This window comes from Cobetia sp. 2AS, assembly GCF_029846355.1.
In the GTDB taxonomy this organism is placed as follows: Bacteria; Pseudomonadota; Gammaproteobacteria; order Pseudomonadales; family Halomonadaceae; genus Cobetia; species Cobetia amphilecti.
In genome coordinates, this window is record NZ_JARWKQ010000001.1 from 1,197,313 (window position 1) to 1,215,655 (window position 18,343).

The following is an 18,343-nucleotide window of genomic DNA, read 5'->3' on the forward strand; positions in this document are numbered from 1 at the left end:
ATCGCGGACGCCTGACGCGGCCCGCGCTGCTCCAATAATGAAAAAGCCCCCGCCATGAGACATGGCGGGGGCTTTTTTCAGCAAGGCAGCATTTATTGCATCACGTGCGTGCCACGACCGGATTGGCCATCTCGCGACGTGCAAGCCAGGCGATGCTGATGACCAGCAGACCCGCCAGGCTCAACCAGCCGAACAGGGTGCTGTCGGTCAGGCCCATCACCAGGTAGGCGATCAGCGAGATCGCGGCACCCAGCAGGGCGTAGGGCAGCTGGGTCATCACGTGATCGATGTGATGGCAGCTGGCACCTGTCGAGGACAGGATGGTGGTGTCGGAAATCGGCGAGCAGTGATCCCCGAACACGGAGCCGGCCAGCACCGCGCCCATCATCGGCAACATCATGGCGAGCTCGGTGGCGGCCGCCATGTCACCGGCGATGGGCAGCATGATGCCGAAGGTGCCCCAGCTGGTGCCGGTGGCAAAGGCCATCAGGCCGGAGAGCACGAACAGCAGCATCGGCAGCCAGGTCGGAGACACGACGCCCTCGACCAGCGTGGCCAGGTACTGTCCGGTCCCCAGAGAGCCGATGATGCCGGTCAGCAACCAGGCGAAGACGAGGATATAGACGGCCGGCAGCATGGAACTGGCGCCCTGGGCGATGGCGCTCAGGCTGCGACCAGCGCCCATGCGATGACGCAGCAGCATCACTACCGCGGCCAGCAGGCCGATGGCGCCGCCGATGATCAGCGACTTGGCGACATCCGTCAGCTCGAAGGCGCGAATCAGGCCGAAGGCCTCGCCCTCGGCGGCCAGTGCGCTGGCGCCGGTCTGCACGATCATGAAGAAGGTCGCGATGACCAGCACGATGATCGGGATCAGCAGGTCCATGGGGCGGCCACGCTCGGACTCTTCCACGTGGGTGTTGCCCGGCGGGTTGCCGCGCTTGGCATCGAAAAGCTCACCGTCGCGCGCCGCGATGGCATGACGGCGCATGGCACCGAAGTTGATGTCGAACCAGGCCGAGGCGATCACCAGCACCAGCGCCGCAATCGCGTAGTAGTTGAGGGCGGACAGCTCGAGGAAGGCTCCGAACGGGCTGACATCCGTGATGTGGTGGGTCGCCAGGATACCGGCGATCAGGCTGATGATGTAGGCACCCCAGCTGGAGATCGGCGTCAGCACGCAGACGGGCGCGGCGGTGGAGTCGATCAGATAGGCCAGGCGCGCGCGCGACAGCCCCTGACGATCGGTCAGCGGACGACAGATGTTGCCCACGGCCAGGCTATTGAAATAATCATCGATGAAGATGAATACCCCCAGCAGCACGGTCATCAGCTGCGAGCCACGACGGGTAGTGACTCGCGCCCGCGCCCAGTTGCCGAAGGCACGGGTGCCGCCTGCCAGCGTGATCACGCCGACCATGGCACCCAGTGCCAGCAGGAACAGCAGGATATAGACATTCCAGCTGTTGAGGCTGGCCTCGGCAAGCTGACCGCTGTCCGGCATCTCGATGAAGACGGCAACCAGCTGCTGCCAGAGATAGTGCAGCGTGACGAGCGGCGAGAAATCATTCAGCAGCAGGGCGCCTGACACGATACCCAGCCCGAGGGAGAGCATGACACGACGTGTCAGTATTGCGAGACCGATGGCTATGATCGGGGCGAGCAGCGAAAGCGGGGACGCCGCGTAGCTGGTCAGTTCCATGTATCACCTGTAATCAAAGGCAGGCGCCGGGACAAAGCGCGCTACCGGGTGCCGTTATGGCGGTTATGGTGCGTGGGTGTCAGGGAGTTGCACCGCCTGATCGCAGCGCACACTCGCGGGATCGCCGTTGCGCAACGGCAATCGATGAGTCGCGAGCCTGCGCCCGACAAGTCCTGGGCCGCCACTGGCAGGCGGCGACTTCCGGAAGGGGGCGCATTATGCCCGAGCCAAACAAGACGTGAAACATTACCGTGTTCACCTAAAGTCTAGGTCGCAGTGAAAAACACCGCCATTGCGCTATTTTTCCCCTAGAATTCGGGCGTAGAAGACCGCTTTACAGTGGGCTCTTCTTGCTTATCCCCGTGGGATATGAAGAATGGCGCTCACCAAAGCATGTCGAGCAACCCCATCGTAGTGGTTGCTCGCTGTCAGTCGCAGGAAAGTCATGGGCTTTCCGTTGCCCTGGCAGCGTCGACAAGACCAAAAACCCGCCAAAGCGAGACCGACATGTCGGAAACAACGTCCATCATTCCAGCGCCGATTCTGGCGTTGATCGATGCAGGCAATGGCCTGCTGTGGGGCAGTGTATTGATTTACCTGCTCATCGGAGCGGGTCTCTTCTTCACGGTCATGACCAAGGGTATCCAGTTCCGCTATTTCGGACACATGTGGAAGCTGCTGGCCACGTCTCGTCAGGGCAGCGAAGGCGGCATCTCTTCCTTCCAGGCACTGGCCACCTCTCTGGCGGCGCGCGTCGGTACCGGTAACCTCGCCGGTGTTGCCGTGGCGATTTCCCTGGGCGGCCCGGGCGCCATCTTCTGGATGTGGATGACGGCGCTGGTCGGCATGTCCACCAGCTTCATCGAGTCCACCCTGGCGCAGGCCTACAAGGTCTCCCACGATGACAACACCTTCCGTGGTGGCCCGGCCTACTACATCGAGAAGGGCCTCGGTCAGCGCTGGATGGCGATCCTGTTCTCCGTGTGCCTGATCATCGCCTTCGGCCTGGCCTTCAACTCCGTGCAGTCCAATTCCATCGCACTGGCCATGGAGCAGGCCTTCAGCGTGCCGCCGTGGATCATGGGCGTGGTGCTGGTCGTGGTCATGGTGCCGATCATCTTCGGTGGCATGAAACGCATCACGCGTACCGCCGAGCTGATCGTGCCGATCATGGCGCTGCTCTATCTGCTGCTGGCCATCTTCGTCGTGGCCATCAACATCACCGAGCTGCCGGCGGCGCTGGGCACCATCTTCCGCAGTGCCTTCGGCCTTGAGCAGGCCGCAGGTGGCGCGCTGGGTTACACCATCGCCCAGGCGATGATGAACGGCATCAAGCGGGGTCTGTTCTCCAACGAAGCGGGTATGGGTTCTGCCCCGAACGCCGCCGCGATGGCGACCACCAAGCACCCGGCGTCCCAGGGCTTCGTCCAGATGCTGGGCGTGTTCATCGACACCCTGGTCATCTGCACCGCGACTGCGGCCATCATCATCATGAGCGGCACCCTGGGCAACGATGGCGGCAATGACGGCATCCAGATCACCCAGGCGGCACTGTCCTCACAGGTCGGCAGCTGGGGTGGCGGCTTCGTGGCCATCGCCATTCTGCTGTTCGCCTTCACCTCGCTGGTGGCGAACTATTCCTATGGCGAGTCCAACATCGAGTACATCGCCGGCAAGAAGAACGCCAAGGCCGTCATCATGGTCTACCGCTTCGCCGTGCTCGGCATGGTCATGCTCGGTGCTGTCGCCAGCCTGAAGAACATCTGGAACTTCGCTGATCTGTCGATGGGCGCGATGGCCTTGATCAACTTGATCGCCATCCTGCTACTGTCGCCGTTGGCCTTCCGTATCTTCAAGGATTACGACCGTCAGCATAAGGCCGGCAAGGAGCCGACTTTTGATCCGGAGCAGTTCCCGGAGCTGAAGGGCAAGGTCGATGCCAGCATCTGGAAGAAGTGACTCTGACACTCGCTTTCATTGCATCGCTGTCTTTGCCACATAAGGGGCGCCGGGGGAGACTGACGGCCTGACCATCTGGCCAGATTTTCCCCGCAGGTACCTGTCAATGGCCGTGCATCGTGATACGATGCGCGGCCATTTTGCGTTCTGGCGACGTGCAAGTCTCACTGCGGTTGTCAGTGACGCATGCCTGCAGCGCTCAATCGCTGCGACAAGGCGTCAAGGCCGATGTCAGGCCATGGCAGCTGATGTCAGAATCGACGACGCAAACCTCAACACGCTCGTGACAGGGTTCCCTCACCCCTGGACGACGGCTTTGATCCAAAAAGGACCTGCAATGCTACTCCTCTCGTCTGCCCAGACGCAGCGCGCACTCGTCGCCCTGGCCCTGTTTCACATCCTCATCATCACCGCCAGCAATTACCTGGTGCAGTTGCCGATGACCCTGTTTGGCTTCCATACCACCTGGGGAGCCTTCAGCTTCCCGTTCATCTTCCTGGCAACGGATCTGACGGTGCGTCTGTTCGGCAAGCATCAGGCGCGGCGCATCATTGCGCTGGTCATGCTGCCGGCGCTGTTGGTCAGCTACATGGTCTCGGTGATGTTTCAGGCGGGCAGCTTTGCCGGGGTAGAGGCACTGGCTGACTTCAATCTGTTCGTGGCCCGTATCGCGCTGGCAAGCTTCATTGCCTACGTAATCGGTCAGTTGCTCGACATACAGGTGTTCGATCGTCTGCGTCGCAATGCCCACTGGTGGATCGCGCCGTTGGCGTCGACATTGTTCGGCAATCTTGCTGACACCTTTGCCTTCTTCTCGGTGGCGTTCCGCAATGGGCCCGATGCATTCATGGCGGCTCACTGGGTCGAGATCGCCTGGGTGGATTACGCGATCAAGCTGGCCATCTCGATATTGCTGTTCTTGCCGATGTACGGATTGTTGCTCAATCGCCTCACGAATCAGTTGCTCAAGCGCGGCCTGGTCGATGAGCGAGAGCCTGTGTGACATAAAACTGTCATATCATTTTCTCCCGTTTCGCCGTTGTCAGTCAGGGATATGGCGCCGGATTGTGCTAACGTTGCACAAACTGGAATGACGGGAGGGAGCCATGAAAATCGCTGCGGTGTACAGCATCAAAGGGGGCGTGGGCAAGACTGCTTCTGCCATCAATCTGGCGCATTGTGCCGCCAACAGTGGCCTGCGTGTGTTGCTGTGGGATCTTGATCCGCAGGCCGCTGCGACCTTCTATGTGCGTACCAAGCCCAAGCTGAAGGGCGGGGTCGAGAAACTGATCAGCGGCAAGCAGGACATGTCCCGCGTGATTCGTTCCACGGATTATCAGAACCTGGATGTTCTGCCGGCGGAATTCTCCTACCGCAATCTTGACCACATACTCGAGGAAGAGAAGCGTACCCGACTTCGCAAGGTCCTCAAGCCGGTACGCGATGACTACGACCTCGTCATCCTCGATTGTCCGCCGAGCATTTCCAGTCTTTCCGAGCAGGTCTTCGCCTCTGCCGATACCCTGCTGGTGCCGATCATTCCCACGGTTCTGTCACTGCGTACCCTGGAGCAATTGAACGCCTATCTGGCCGAGATCGATCTCGATGTGCCCGTTTGGCCGTTCTTCACTCTGGTGGATCGCCGCAAGACATTACACAAGGATGTGATGGAATCGCTCAAGCAGGATTATCCATTGCAGCTCAGTGGCTTCATCCCGTATTCCAGCGTGGTCGAGCGCATGGGGATCGAGCGCAAGCCCATCGGGACTTTCTCGCGCAACAGCTCACCGGCGGTCAGCTATCGCAGCCTGTGGCAGGAAATCGGCCAACGCCTGAGCCTGCTCAAGGAGCCGACGGTGGCGCCAGCCGCTGCCAAGGCCTCTGAGGCTGAATCAACCGCCACCGCGCCTCAAGGTGCTGCCACCGGCAAGGCCAGCGCCAAAGGGGAGGCGGCCAGCAAGCCCGCCGCCAAGCCCGCAAGCAAGGAAGCTTCGAGCAAGCCAGCGGCCAAGCCTGCCAGCAAGGCAGCTTCAAGCAAGAAAGCGCCCAGCGCTGACAAGAAGCCGGCGAGCAAGGACTCTGCCAGCAAAGATGCCAGCAAAGACAGCAGCAAGGCGACCAGCAAGTCGGCTGCCAAGGGCAAGAAGAAGGGCGGTAACCTGGGCGATTGATGCCGAGTGCCAGCCAGAAACACAGAGCCCCGCCAATTGGCGGGGCTCTTGCGTATTGCAGCGGCAGTCTGTCATTAAAGTTATGTCATGAAAGTCAGGTCATGAAAGTCATGCCATCACCGCCGCGTCACTACAGTCCTGTATGTGAGTTCTTCACTACAGCCCCGGCAGCCCTGAACTGGCATCGGCCTCTTCCAGCAGGCGCTTGAGCGGAGCATGCAAGGCCGGTGAGGCCACCACGATATTCTCGCCATAAAGCTCATCGGGAATGCCGTCCGGGCAGCGATACAGGTGCCCCGTGCGTGCGCCGGCTTCACGCGCGATCAGAAGGCCCGCCGCAAAGTCCCAGGGGGAAACGCTTTCGTAGTAGGCATCCAGACGTCCGCACGCCACATCACAGAGATCCAGCGCGGCACTGCCGTTGCGGCGCACATCCTGACAGACCAGCAGCATGGCCGAGAGGCGCTTGAGCAGCGGCGGACGGCTGTCACGGTTGTAGGGGAAGCCGGTCGCGACCAGTGCGCGGCTCATCTCATCGGTCTCGCTGACCGAGATGCTCTCGCCGTTGAGCCAGGCCCCCTTGCCGCGGATGGCGGTGAAGGTCTCGCCGAGGAAGGGCGCATGCACGACCCCCATCTGGATCTTGCCGCGCTCGCACCAGGCGATGGACACGGCGACATGGCGCAAGCCATGGGCAAAATTGACGGTACCGTCGATGGGGTCGATCACCCACAGGCCACCCTTGGTGCCGATCACATCCCGCTCAGGTGACAGCTCTTCGGTAAGGCGCGCATCCTCGGGAAATTCGGCTTCGAGCGCTTCCGCCAGGAAGGTATCGATCGCCACGTCGATGTCGGTGACCAGCTCATCGCCTTTCTTGTAATGGTGCGCGAAACCCTGTTCCTCGCGCGCTTGCACCATGCGTTCACCAGCCTGTCTGGCCAGTTGTGTTGCTCGTTCCAGGCGTTGTTCCAGCGTCATGTGGCTCTCCGGCAGCGATGATCAGGTCGGATGAGGCAACCCTCACTCATCCGATGCCTCCTTGTATAACAGACTCATGTGGCGAGTTCAGCCTCGGGCAGTGAGCGCCGGCGCATGAAACAGGTAATGAAAGCGTCGATTCAGCTCATTCATGCCCCGTCATGGTGCCTGGCAGGCAAGGCATGCACTGTCAGAGCGACATCGTTCAGTGTGGTTAGCAAGATTATAGCGTTATCTTGTAGCCATGCCGTCTTTTACCGGGCTGCCTTTCTGTCACTCGGTTATCAGAGAGCCTTTTGCCTCGATGCGCACACCATGGCAGGGGGAGTTCCCGTCGAATACATCCGCAATTCAACATTTGTTTCATTTCTTAAATTCTGGCGCACTTGTTGCAGTAGTCTGGGCATGAGGCTCGGCGAGTTGGCGAGTCATCCCGCATTCCATGCCCTGCTGCACGAGGAGCGACCGTGAGCCCGACCTTTGACCAGATTCATCCTCCCCAGCGCCTGCTGATGGGCCCCGGGCCGATCAACGCGGACCCGCGTGTATTGCGAGCGCTTTCCGCTCCCTTGATCGGTCAGTACGACCCGGCGATGACGCACTACATGAATGAGACGATGCAGCTCTATCGCGGCGTCTTCGAGACCACCAATGATGCCACCCTGTTGATCGATGGTACCTCGCGTGCCGGTATCGAGGCGGTGCTGGTCTCGTTGATCCAGCCGGGGGAGCGTGTGCTGGTGCCGATCTTCGGCCGCTTCGGTCATCTGCTGCGCGAGATCGCCGAACGCTGTGGTGCTGAGGTGCATACGTTGGAATGCGAGTGGGGCCAGGTGTTCCGACCGGAGCAGATCGAAGCCGCCATTCGCGAGGTCAAGCCCAGCGTGCTGGCACTGGTGCAGGGCGATACCTCGACCACCATGTGCCAGCCTCTGGAAGACATCGGCGCCATCTGTCGCCGCGAAGGCGTGCTGTTCTACAGCGACGCCACGGCCTCTCTGGCGGGCAATCCGCTCAAGACCGATGAGTGGGGGCTGGACGCCGTCACCGCAGGCTTGCAGAAGTGTCTGGCGGGGCCGTCAGGCAGCTCGCCGTTGACGCTGTCGCCGCGTGCGGTGGAGGTCGTGCATGCCCGGCGGCATGTCGAGGCGGGCATCAGCAGCGGCAGCGATCGTCTGGCCGAGCCGGGCGCGCGCATCCGCTCCAACTATTTCGATCTCTCCATGGTGCTCGATTACTGGGGAGAGCTGCGCCTCAATCACCACACCGAAGCCACCAGCATGCTGTATGGCGCACGTGAGTGTGCGCGCCTGTTGGTCAATGAGGGCATGGACAACGCCATCGCGCGTCATGCGTTGCATGGCCAGGCGATGGTCGAGGGCTTGAAGGGGCTGGGACTTGCACTGTTCGGCGATCAGGCCCACCGCATGAACAACGTCAGCGCGGTGATGATTCCCGACGGCCTGGATGGCGATGGCCTGCGCCGCAGCATGCTGGAGGACTTCGGCATCGAGATCGGCACCAGCTTCGGCCCGCTGCATGGCAAGGTCTGGCGTCTCGGCGTGATGGGCTACAACGCGCGTCGCGATACCGTGCTGACCACGCTGGCGGCGCTGGAGCAGACTCTGCGCCGGGGTGGCGTCAAGACAGTGGCCGGCGGTGGCGTCGGCGCCGCGCTGGACTTCTATCAGGAGCACCAGGATCAGGCGGCCAATGGCCGTGCCAATCCCGGCACGGGAGGCCAGTCATGAGCGATGCCGGATCCATACCCCCGGACGCCACCGCGCCGCTGGAAACGGCCGCCGATGTGCTGACCGCCTGCGACACCCTGGCGGCGATCTCGCGCAGCGACAGCGGGATCGACCGCCGCTATCTGACGCCGGAACACGCCGCCGCCAATGCCACCACGGCTGGCTGGCTCAAGGCTGCCGGTCTGCGCAGCTGGCAGGATGGCGCCGGCAATCTCTGGGGCCGCTGGTGTCCACCCGCTCTCACCGCTGCCGCTGACAGCGAAGTCGGCGTGCCGCGACTGGTGATCGGCTCGCATCTGGACAGCGTGCCGGACGCCGGCCGTTATGACGGCATTCTTGGTGTCCTGCTCGGGGTGGCCGCCTTGACACATTTCAGGCAGCGCGCCGATGCGGGCGAGCAGAGCTTGCCCTTCGCGCTGGAAGTGGTCGGTTTCGGTGATGAAGAGGGCACCCGCTTCGGTGCGACTCTGCTCGGCAGCCATGCCATCGCCGGACGCTGGCAGTCGGACTGGGAGCGGATAGAGGATGAGGACGGCATCCCGCTTGGCGATGCGCTCGAACGCTTCGGGCTTTCCGGGCAGACGGCCGCCAAGGCCAGCCTGCAGGAGGATCCGCCGCTGGGTTATCTGGAAGTACACATCGAGCAGGGCCCGGTGCTGGAAGCCGAGAATCTGGCGCTGGGCACCGTGACGGGTATCGCCGGTGCGCGACGCTTTGCGGTCAACTTCGTCGGCCAGGCGGGACATGCCGGCACCACGCCGATGGCACTGCGTCAGGATGCGCTGTGTGCGGCGGCGGAGTGGACACTGGCGGTGGAATCGCTGGCGCGTGATGTCCAGGCGGGCAAGCGCGCTGATATGGCGGACCACTCGCTGGTCGCGACCGTGGGTTGTTGCGAGCTGCGTCCCGGGGCGGTGAATGTCATCCCCGGGGGGGCGGCACTGAGTCTGGATATCCGCGCGCTGGACGATGCGCAGCGGGATCGTGCGCTGGATGAACTCTTGAATGAGGCACATCGAATCGCAGCGCGACGTGGCCTCACCTTCCACTGCGAGCAGACGCATGCGGCCGATGCCGTGGCCTGTGACGAGGGATTGATGCAGGCCGTCGATGCCGGTATCGCGGCTACCGGTCAGGCGCCATTCCGGCTGCCGAGTGGTGCCGGGCATGACGCCATGGCGGTCAGTCATCTGTGTCCGGTGGGCATGCTGTTCCTGCGCTGTGAGCGCGGTATCAGCCACCACCCGCTGGAGGCGGTGACCGAAGACGATGTCGCCAAGGCCCTGGCGGCACTGATCGCCAGTATCGAGGCCGTGGCCGCCAGGCACGTGTAGGACAGCACGCATGAGGCAGAACGCGGTAGACAGCACGCCTTGGCGGCCGCAGGGGCGCTCGTCACTAACTGGCCTCGAGCAGCCCCGGCAGGCGCACTGCGGCAATTGCATTTATCTGGGCCAAAGCCTCCTGGTATTCCGCCTCGGTGGATTGCGGCAGACGGCGCTCCAGTTCCTCGAGAATGCTGGTGGCGCTGTGGCCCTTGACGCAGATGATGAACGGAATGCCGTGGCGGGCCTGGTAGTCGGCATTGGCCGCCAGGAAACGTTCACGGGTGGCGTCATCGAGCTGATCGAGGCCTGCGCCACGCTGCTCGCCCTGCGAGGCGGGCGTCAGGGTCTCCAGCTTGCCGGCAGCCAGCTCAGGATGGGCCAGAATCAATTGGTGGCGCTCGACATCACTGGCCTGGCGTACCGCATTGGCACACGCCGTCAGCAGGACTTCCATGCTCGCGAACGGACGCTCTGCCGCGGCGCGTTCCACCACCCAGTCCGAGTGCTCATAGAGACCACTCAAGCGTCGTGCCAGCGCCTCGGGTGGCAGGGCGTTGAGCGTGTCCAGCATCACCAGATAGTGCATCGGGGTCTCGATTGGCATGCGCCTTGCTCCAGAGAGGGGGATAGGTTTGAAAAGCTCAAGGAATCATCAGCTTGCAAGGCGCATGCCGTCGCTGGCAACGCGTCTGACCAACGCTGTGTCACACGCTGCATCGCCATGCCAGCGGTTGACGACAAGGCTGTATCGCCACTGACCTGCCTGACGGCGCCGAGCGGCGTCTGTCATGGGGCGATACGGCCTGCACCTTGACCGATCGGTCAGAATGCAGCAATGCACTCATCGGGTGCAATACCACCAACCGCTGACGGCAGGCCAGAGCAGGACAAGCCAGAACAGGCCAGGCCAGAAAACCGAAACACAGTCTTCATTCGTACAGCTTCCATCTGCCCAGATTCGAGTCGTACCCGCCACATCCACACAAGAACAGGAAATCGCCATGCCCAGACTGACGACGCATGTGCTCAATCAGGCCGAAGGCATCGCTGCCAGCGGTGTGCATATCACCCTGGAGCGCCAGGATGCGCAGGGTCACTTTCACGAGATCGCGCAGGTCACGACCAATGCCGATGGGCGTCTCGATGCGCCGCTGCTTGAGGAAACCGACGCTTCCGCTGATCTCTCCGGCGTCTATCGTCTGACGTTTCAGGTCGGGGATTACTTTGCCAGCCGCACGGTGGGCCAGGGCATGCTCGGCCGCGTGCCGGTCGAGTTCACCCTCGAGGCCAGTGGCCATTATCACATTCCGCTGCTGGTCACTCCGTGGGCCTACAGTGTCTACCGCGGCAGCTAAGGAGCCGGCATGAGCGCATATCTTCTCGATTGGGCGATGCTGCTGACCCGCTGGCTGCATGTCATGGCGGGGATCGCCTGGATCGGCGCATCGTTCTTCTTCATCTGGCTCGACAATCGGCGAAAGCCGGCCACTCATGCGGTGGATGGCCGCCCCGGCGGCGAGCTGTGGGCGGTGCATGGTGGCGGTCTCTATCATCTGTTTCGTCATGATGGGGTCAGTGAAACGCTGCCCAGCGAGATCCACTGGTTCAAGTGGGAGGCCTATGTCACCTGGTTGTCCGGGATGGGGCTGTTCACGCTGATCTACCTGCTGCAGCCGCACGCCTACCTGATCGACCCGCGCGTGTTCGAGATGAGCGGCCCCCTGGCCGTGTGCAGCGCTCTGGGCGTGCTCGTCGGCGGCTGGCTGGGCTACGAGGCGCTGTGCCGCAGCCCCTTCAAGCGCCATGCCGGGGCGCTGTTCGTCGCCGTCGGTGTGTGGCTGACGCTGGCGGCGTGGGTCGCGACCGAACTGTTCTCGGGGCGTGCCGCCTTCCTGCTGATGGGCGCGCTGATGGGCAGCATCATGGCGGGCAACGTCTTCAATGTGATCATCCCGGGTCAGAAGGCCCTGCTGGCTGCTGCCAAGCGTGGGGAAACGCCGGACCCGATCCACGGCCAGCGCGCAAAGCAGCGCTCGGTGCACAACACCTTCATCACGCTGCCTGCGGTGCTGATGATGATCAGCAACCACTACCCGCTGCTGTATGCCAATGACTATCGCCTGGGCGTCATCCTGCTGTTGCTGGTGACGGGCGGTCTGATCCGTATCGCCACGGTGGATCACCACAAGGGCATCAAGCGCCTGTGGGTACCCGCGGGGGCAGTGTTGGCGCTGATCGGCGTGATCCTGCTCTGCGCGCCGCGCTCACAGACGGCGCCCGCGACTGTCGAGACAAGCGCGCCTTCAGCGTCCATTGCGGCCAGCAGCGCCGCTGACAATGAGGCCCCGGGGGAGAATCAGGCCTTGCGAGACAAGGTCACTCATATCGTCGAGCAACGCTGCGCCGGCTGTCACAGTGATACGCCGAACTTGATCGGCTTGACGGCTCCGGCAGCCGGCGTGGCCTTCAATGGCTGGGATGACATCCAGCGTCAGGCCATGCGTATCCATCAGCGCACGGTGGTCGACAAGAGCATGCCGCTGGCCAACATGACCCAGATGACCGATGCCGAACGCCAGCTGCTGGATAACTGGTGGCAGGCGACACGCTGAGGGGCAATGGATGCGAGGGCAATGAATTAGGGAGCGATGGCTGAGAGAGTCATGAATGAGGGCGTCCTGACCAGCGGCGCTCCAAGTCGCCGCTGGTCTGAGTCCAGTCGTCAGAACTCGTCAACACCCACTCGTCAGCAGCAACGCTACAGTTCTGAGTCCGGTGGCCGATAGACGTGATACTTCTCTCATGGATCGATCGGGGTATCGCGTAGTGATGACAATAAAAAAGCGTCTGGCCCGCGCCAGTGTCGGCAGCAAGCTCGCCTTGCTGGTATTGCTGTTGATGATGGCGGCCTTCACGGCGCTGGGCCTGGTGTTCTCGACGGCCAGCAAGATGCAGGTAGAAGAGGGCACCGAACGCGCTCTCGCTCAGCAGCAGCAACAGATCACCAACACCATCGAGCTGTTCGACACCACCATGCAGTCCAGCGTGACGCGCATGCTCAATGCCTTCCTGGCGACCATTCCTGACAACTTCACGCTGATCGAGGACCGACGTCTGCCGATCGGCGAGCGTGATGCACCGGCGCTGCTCAATGCCGGCTTCATGCTCAACAATCAATCCGGTTATCTGGCCGACTTCGCCAATCGCACCGGTGCGCCGGTCAGCTTCTTCGTGCGCGATGGTGAGGATTTCGTGCGCATTGCCACCACTCTCAAGACCGAAGATGGCTCAAGCCTGCTCGGGCTGACGCTGAGTGGTGGGGTCAAGGATGCGCTGAATGCCGGCCAGCCCTATACCGGCATGCTCTATCTGGCGGGCCGTCACTACATGACGCGCTATCGCCCGATCACCGACTTCAATGACAACCTCATCGGGGCCTCGTTCATCGGGGTGGATGTCGGCGAGCAGATCGATGAGCTGTATGCCACCATCACCAATATCCAGTTGCATGAGAAGGACTTCAGTCTGGTGGCGAGCACGGCGCCGGGCCAGCAGGGCAAGGTGCTGACGACGGGTCAGTGGCAGGGCCGCTCGCTGATGGACTTCAAGAATGCGCAGGGCGAGCCGGCCTTCGCGCCGCTCTTCGCCGCCGACAGCGGTCAGATCGATTACCGCCTGGCGGGCGAAGACAGTGACCGTATCACCAGCTTCCAGCACTATCCGGCGTGGGACTGGGTGGTGGCGACCACGATCGACAAGCAGGAAGTGACGGCGGGCATCACGCAGGTTCGCAATCAGGTCTTCGGGCTGGCACTGCTGTTGGCGCTGGCCGTGGCCGGCATTCTCTACTTCCTCGAGCGTCGTCTGATCAGTCGTCCGCTGGATGCGCTGGTGTCACTGGCTCAGGCGCTGGCGCGGGGCGATCTGTCCCAGCGCATCACCAGTCAGCGTCAGGATGAGATCGGCAAGCTGACCGCGGCCATGAACAGCGTCGGCGAGGACCTGAGTCGAGTGGTGGGTCAGGTGCGGGGCACCACGGGCGCTGTCAATCAGGCCGCCGGCGAGATTGCCCAGGGCAACGAGGAGCTTTCGGCGCGCACCGAGCAGTCCGCTTCCAGTCTGCAGGAAACCTCGGCCTCGATGGAGGAGATCACCACCACCGTGCAGCACAGTGCCGATTCCGCCCAGCAGGCCAGTCAGCTGGTCAATTCGACCTCCGAGCAGGCGCGCCGTGGCAATGACGACATGCGCAAGGCGCAGGCGAGCATGGAAGATATCAACCGCTCTGCCGAGCGCATCAGCGAGATCATCAGCCTGATCGACGGCATCGCCTTCCAGACCAACATCCTGGCGCTGAATGCCTCGGTGGAAGCGGCGCGGGCCGGTGAGCATGGGCGTGGCTTCGCGGTGGTCGCGCAGGAAGTGCGCACCCTGGCGACGCGCTCAAGTGATGCATCCCGCGAGATTCGCGGCCTGATCGATGAGTCGATCTCGCATACGCAGCAAGGCGTGGCGCAGGTGAAGGACGCCAGTCAGGCGATGGCCGAGATTCTCTCAAGCGTCGAGCGCGTCAACGACATGATCGCCGAGATCAGTGCCGGCGCGCGTGAACAGAGTGCCGGCGTCGGCCAGGTGAATACCGCGGTCAGCGAGCTGGATGCGATGACGCAGCAGAACACCACCCTGGTCAATCAGGTCAGTGGCGCGGCGCGCAGCATGAGCGCACAGGCCCAGGCACTGGAGCAGCTGATGGCAGGCTTCAAGGTGGCAGGTGGTCAGGGCATGGCAAATCCGTCCATGTCGCGCCAATCCGTGTCGCACCAGTCCATGTCGCACATGAACACTCAGCCGATGGCGGATGCCGAGCAGACAGCTTACCCGACGCCGGCAAGCGCCACGCGCGGGTCCCAGCGCCGCGAAGAGGAGGAGTGGGAAGCCTTCTGAGCCGCTCGACCCTGTGATCAGGGCTGGCTCGAGCGCCAGTGAACGTGACAGTTAGCCGTTGATGTTTCTGCCAAGCCCTTGCCGACTGCCGTCGGTGAGGGCTTTGTCCTTTCAGGCCGGGTGTCGGGCCGCGAAGCGTGCCAGCTCCTGAGGCTCGCAGCGCTCGCCGACGAAGACCTCGACATACTCGGCGACGCGGCTGATGCGCTCGCTGACGCTTTCCTGAGTGCGCATCGACAGATAGCCGATCTGGGTCAGGTAGGTGGTGCGCGCTCGCACGTTGGCGAGTTGCTCGGGCTGGCCGTAGCGCATCAGCATGCTGGTCAGCGCCTGAATGCGTGCCTGATCGGCGCGGGCGACGGCAGCGGCGACCTCCGCGTTCTGAGAGGCCCAGTTGCGGATCGCCAGCTCGAAGCGTGAATCGAACAGTGACGCATCCAGCCAGCAGTCGAAGACATTCAGCATGGCTTCCACCACCGTGGCGGCGTATTGCTCGCAGCGCCCGATCAGGCCGGCGGTATTGTGGGCATCCCAGCGCGCGAGCAGCGCGGTGAGCAAGGCGTCGCGGTCCTTGAAGCTCCAGTAGAAGCTGGTACGTGACAGGCCCAGCGTCTTGGCCAATGTCAGGACGCGCACCGAATCCACGCCGCCCAGCAACAGTTGCTGATAGGCGGCTTCCAGCCAGTCCTCGGCCTTGCCGCGCCCGGCAGCCTGAGCGCCGTCACTTGCCGGGGGGACGCATGGGGACTCTGGCATGGGCGGTCTCCTGAAAGGCGGGGGATGGTGAGGCTCATGTAAGGTCGATCGCGCGATGACAGCATGAGCATGCTGTTTGCGACAGCGACGAGTCTGGCTGCGTCAGGCGGGCGAGAACGGCGTGTCCGGCGACGCATGGCCTGAAGCCTAGGACTATAGTCAGCGTATGTACATAGGTGTACTCAATAAAGACACCCCTGTTCTCGCTGTCTGCTCATCAGGAGGCCACATGGCTCAGGACCCGCTGCTCACGCCGTTCACGCTCAAGCATCTGACCCTCAAGAATCGCTTGATGATGACCTCCCACGAGCCTGCCTATCCGGAAGATGGCATGCCCAAGGCGCGTTACCGCGCCTATCACGAGGAGCGGGCGCGTGCCGGTATCGCGCTGACCATGACGGCGGGCTCTGCCTCGGTCGCCAAGGACAGCCCGCCGGTGTTCAACAACATTCTGGCGTATCGCGATGAGGTGGTGCCGTGGCTCAGCGAGCTGACGGATGCCTGTCACGAGCACGGCACCGCGGTGATGATCCAGCTCACCCATCTGGGGCGCCGTACGCGCTGGGACAAGGCCGACTGGCTGCCGGCGGTTTCGGCATCCCATCGTCGTGAGGCGGCGCACCGCGCCTTTCCCAAGCGGGTCGAGGACTGGGATATTGCACGGCTGATCCAGGATTATGCCGACGCCGCCGAGCGCATGCAGGCAGCCGGTCTCGACGGTATCGAACTGCAGGCCTATGGCCATCTGATGGACCAGTTCTGGTCGCCGCTCACCAATACCCTGGAGGGCCCCTACGGCGGCAGTCTCGAGAATCGACTGCGCTTCACCATGGAAGTGTTGAGCGCCATTCGCGCACGGGTGGGCAACGAGTTCATCGTCGGCGTGCGCTACACCGGAGATGAGTGTCTGAGTGGCGGGCTGGATGCCAGCGATGGCCTGGAAGTCTCGCGACTGCTGCGCGATAGCGGTCAGGTAGATTTTCTCAATGTGGTGCGCGGCCATATCGATACCGATGCGGGCCTCACCGATGTCATCCCGATCCAGGGCATGGCCAGTGCGCCGCATCTCGACTTTGCCGGACAGATTCGCGAAGCAATGGATTTCCCGACCTTCCACGGTGCCAAGATTCAGGACATCGCCACTGCACGTCACGCCATCGCCACTGGCAAGGTCGATATGGTCGGCATGACGCGCGCCCACATGGCGGACCCGCACATCGTGCGCAAGCTGATGGCCGGGCAGGAGGAGACCATCCGCCCCTGTGTCGGGGCCAACTATTGTCTCGATCGCATCTATCAGGGCGGCTCCGCCTACTGTATTCATAACGCTGCGACCGGGCGGGAGCTGGAGCAACCGCATGACATCACGCCTGCCGAGGTCACCCGGAAGGTCGTGATCATCGGCGCGGGCCCGGCAGGGCTCGAGGCCGCACGCGTTGCCGGTGAGCGCGGCCATCAGGTGGTGGTGCTGGAAGCGGCGGACCAGCCGGGTGGCCAGATTCGCCTCACCGCCCAGAGCGAGCGGCGACGCGAGATGATCGGCATCATCGATTGGCGCATCAGTCGCTGTGAGGCGCTCGGCGTCGAGATGCGCTACAACGTCTTCGCCGAGGCCGAGGATGTGCTGGCGGAGCAACCCGATGTCGTCATCGTGGCCACCGGTGGCTACCCCGAGGAAGACATGCCGCAGGTCGGCAGTGAGCTGGTCGTCTCCAGCTGGGACATTCTCTCGGGCCATGTCACGCCTGGCCGCAACGTGCTGCTGTTTGATGACGCGGGTGACCACGCTGCGCTACAGGCCGCCGAGATGATCGCCAACTCCGGTGCCAGGCTCGAGATGATGACGCCAGACCGCACCTTCGCGCCGGAAATCATGGCCATGAACCTGGTGCCCTACATGCGCAGCCTGCAACGTCTCGCCGTCACCTTCACGCCGACCTATCGCCTCGGCAGTGTCACGCGCAGTGAGGATGGCCAGCTGATCGCTCATATCGGCAGTGATTATCTGGATGACGCCGTGGCGCAGGGCAAGGGCACCGGTGCCTACGCGGATCAGCGCCTCGTCGATCAGGTAGTGGTCAACTACGGGGCCCGCCCGATGGAAGATCTCTACTTCGAACTCAAGCCTCACTCACGCAATGGCGGGGCAGTGGACTACGACGCCCTGATCGCAGGCCTCGTCCAACCGGAGGACGGCCCGAGCCCGGAACACACCGAGCGCGCAGCAGAGGGCAGCTTCCAGCTCTATCGCATCGGCGACGCCGTCGCGACCCGCAATACCCATGCGGCGATCCATGACGCGTTGAGGCTGATGAAGGTGGTGTGAGGGGGATGACAGAGAAGGGGCGCCACTGCAGAGACATGACATGGGCTGGGGAAGTCTCACAGGGTGGCGTGAAAAGTCTCACATAGTGCTTTGAGAAATGGATCGAATTACCCGCCCCTGGATCCACTCGCGCCTCATCAAGCCCATCTTGTCAGTAGAGGTACTGTCAGGATGGGTGCCTTCCAGCCATAGCATGCCGTCTGGTTGTATTGCGCGGACACGCTTGATGATACGGCCGAAGTGGGGGTGCTGTGCCACCACGATATCGCCTATGCGATAGCGCGATTTCCAGCGTTTCAGCGTCACGACATAATCTCCCGGCGCAAGGCCGGGAGACATGCTGAGTCCATTGACGCGATAGAGTCCGATGGGCATCCGTTCACTCTTGATCAATTCACGCTTCATCTGTTCTTTGGCGCGTCATG

Annotated in this window: 14 protein-coding genes; 9 read left to right on the forward strand and 5 right to left on the reverse strand. The window is 62.7% G+C overall.

Features of this window, described 5'->3' with window-relative positions; genetic code table 11:
* Window positions 1–100: 100 nt before the first annotated feature.
* The gene (locus QD356_RS05085) at window positions 101–1,702 is read right to left on the reverse strand and encodes a Na+/H+ antiporter NhaC family protein (RefSeq protein WP_192838207.1); all 1,602 of its coding nucleotides are present in this window, start codon (window positions 1,700–1,702) and stop codon (window positions 101–103) included.
* A 507-nt stretch (window positions 1,703–2,209) separates the two neighbouring features.
* Between QD356_RS05085 and QD356_RS05090 the strand changes: the two genes are divergently transcribed.
* From QD356_RS05090 to QD356_RS05100, 3 genes are all read left to right on the forward strand, one after another.
* A complete protein-coding gene (locus QD356_RS05090) occupies window positions 2,210–3,661 on the forward strand; it encodes a sodium:alanine symporter family protein (protein ID WP_054556053.1) in 1,452 nt (483 codons plus the stop codon).
* Window positions 3,662–3,998: 337 nt separating this feature from the next.
* Window positions 3,999–4,664 (forward strand): 7-cyano-7-deazaguanine/7-aminomethyl-7-deazaguanine transporter, encoded by a 666-nt coding sequence (locus tag QD356_RS05095; protein ID WP_107334879.1) that lies wholly within the window; start codon window positions 3,999–4,001, stop codon window positions 4,662–4,664.
* A gap of 103 nt (window positions 4,665–4,767) precedes the next feature.
* Window positions 4,768–5,832 (forward strand): ParA family protein, encoded by a 1,065-nt coding sequence (locus QD356_RS05100; protein ID WP_192838208.1) that lies wholly within the window; start codon window positions 4,768–4,770, stop codon window positions 5,830–5,832.
* Between the two features lie 156 nt (window positions 5,833–5,988).
* Here the strand turns inward: QD356_RS05100 and QD356_RS05105 are convergent, their stop codons facing one another.
* On the reverse strand, window positions 5,989–6,813 hold the full coding sequence (locus QD356_RS05105) for an inositol monophosphatase family protein (protein ID WP_176676991.1): 825 nt from the start codon (window positions 6,811–6,813) through the stop codon (window positions 5,989–5,991).
* Window positions 6,814–7,280: 467 nt separating this feature from the next.
* On the opposite strand from QD356_RS05105, the gene QD356_RS05110 reads away from it, so the two are divergent.
* A complete protein-coding gene (locus tag QD356_RS05110; protein ID WP_279876985.1) occupies window positions 7,281–8,564 on the forward strand; it encodes an alanine--glyoxylate aminotransferase family protein in 1,284 nt (427 codons plus the stop codon).
* A complete protein-coding gene (locus tag QD356_RS05115) occupies window positions 8,561–9,898 on the forward strand; it encodes an allantoate amidohydrolase (protein ID WP_192838209.1) in 1,338 nt (445 codons plus the stop codon). Before QD356_RS05110 ends, QD356_RS05115 begins: the two co-directional genes overlap by 4 nt.
* Window positions 9,899–9,962: 64 nt before the next feature.
* On the opposite strand, the gene uraD is transcribed toward QD356_RS05115, so the two are convergent.
* A complete protein-coding gene (gene uraD, locus QD356_RS05120; protein ID WP_192838210.1) occupies window positions 9,963–10,496 on the reverse strand; it encodes a 2-oxo-4-hydroxy-4-carboxy-5-ureidoimidazoline decarboxylase in 534 nt (177 codons plus the stop codon).
* Window positions 10,497–10,893: 397 nt separating this feature from the next.
* On the opposite strand from uraD, the gene uraH reads away from it, so the two are divergent.
* The 3 genes from uraH (at window position 10,894) to QD356_RS05135 (ending at window position 14,836) form a co-directional block, all read left to right on the forward strand.
* On the forward strand, window positions 10,894–11,247 hold the full coding sequence (uraH, locus tag QD356_RS05125) for a hydroxyisourate hydrolase (RefSeq protein WP_192838211.1): 354 nt from the start codon (window positions 10,894–10,896) through the stop codon (window positions 11,245–11,247).
* A 9-nt stretch (window positions 11,248–11,256) separates the two neighbouring features.
* A complete protein-coding gene (locus tag QD356_RS05130) occupies window positions 11,257–12,504 on the forward strand; it encodes a urate hydroxylase PuuD (RefSeq protein ID WP_192838212.1) in 1,248 nt (415 codons plus the stop codon).
* 190 nt (window positions 12,505–12,694) lie between these two features.
* On the forward strand, window positions 12,695–14,836 hold the full coding sequence (locus QD356_RS05135) for a methyl-accepting chemotaxis protein (RefSeq protein ID WP_192838213.1): 2,142 nt from the start codon (window positions 12,695–12,697) through the stop codon (window positions 14,834–14,836).
* A 111-nt stretch (window positions 14,837–14,947) separates the two neighbouring features.
* Here QD356_RS05135 and QD356_RS05140 read toward each other — a convergent pair whose 3' ends face one another.
* A complete protein-coding gene (locus QD356_RS05140) occupies window positions 14,948–15,592 on the reverse strand; it encodes a TetR/AcrR family transcriptional regulator (protein WP_192838214.1) in 645 nt (214 codons plus the stop codon).
* A gap of 229 nt (window positions 15,593–15,821) precedes the next feature.
* On the opposite strand from QD356_RS05140, the gene QD356_RS05145 reads away from it, so the two are divergent.
* Entirely contained in the window at window positions 15,822–17,918 is a 2,097-nt protein-coding gene (locus QD356_RS05145; RefSeq protein ID WP_192838215.1) for an NADH:flavin oxidoreductase, read from the forward strand.
* 78 nt (window positions 17,919–17,996) lie between these two features.
* On the opposite strand, the gene sodX is transcribed toward QD356_RS05145, so the two are convergent.
* Window positions 17,997–18,323 (reverse strand): nickel-type superoxide dismutase maturation protease, encoded by a 327-nt coding sequence (gene sodX / locus QD356_RS05150; protein WP_192838216.1) that lies wholly within the window; start codon window positions 18,321–18,323, stop codon window positions 17,997–17,999.
* Window positions 18,324–18,343 lie beyond the last annotated feature (20 nt).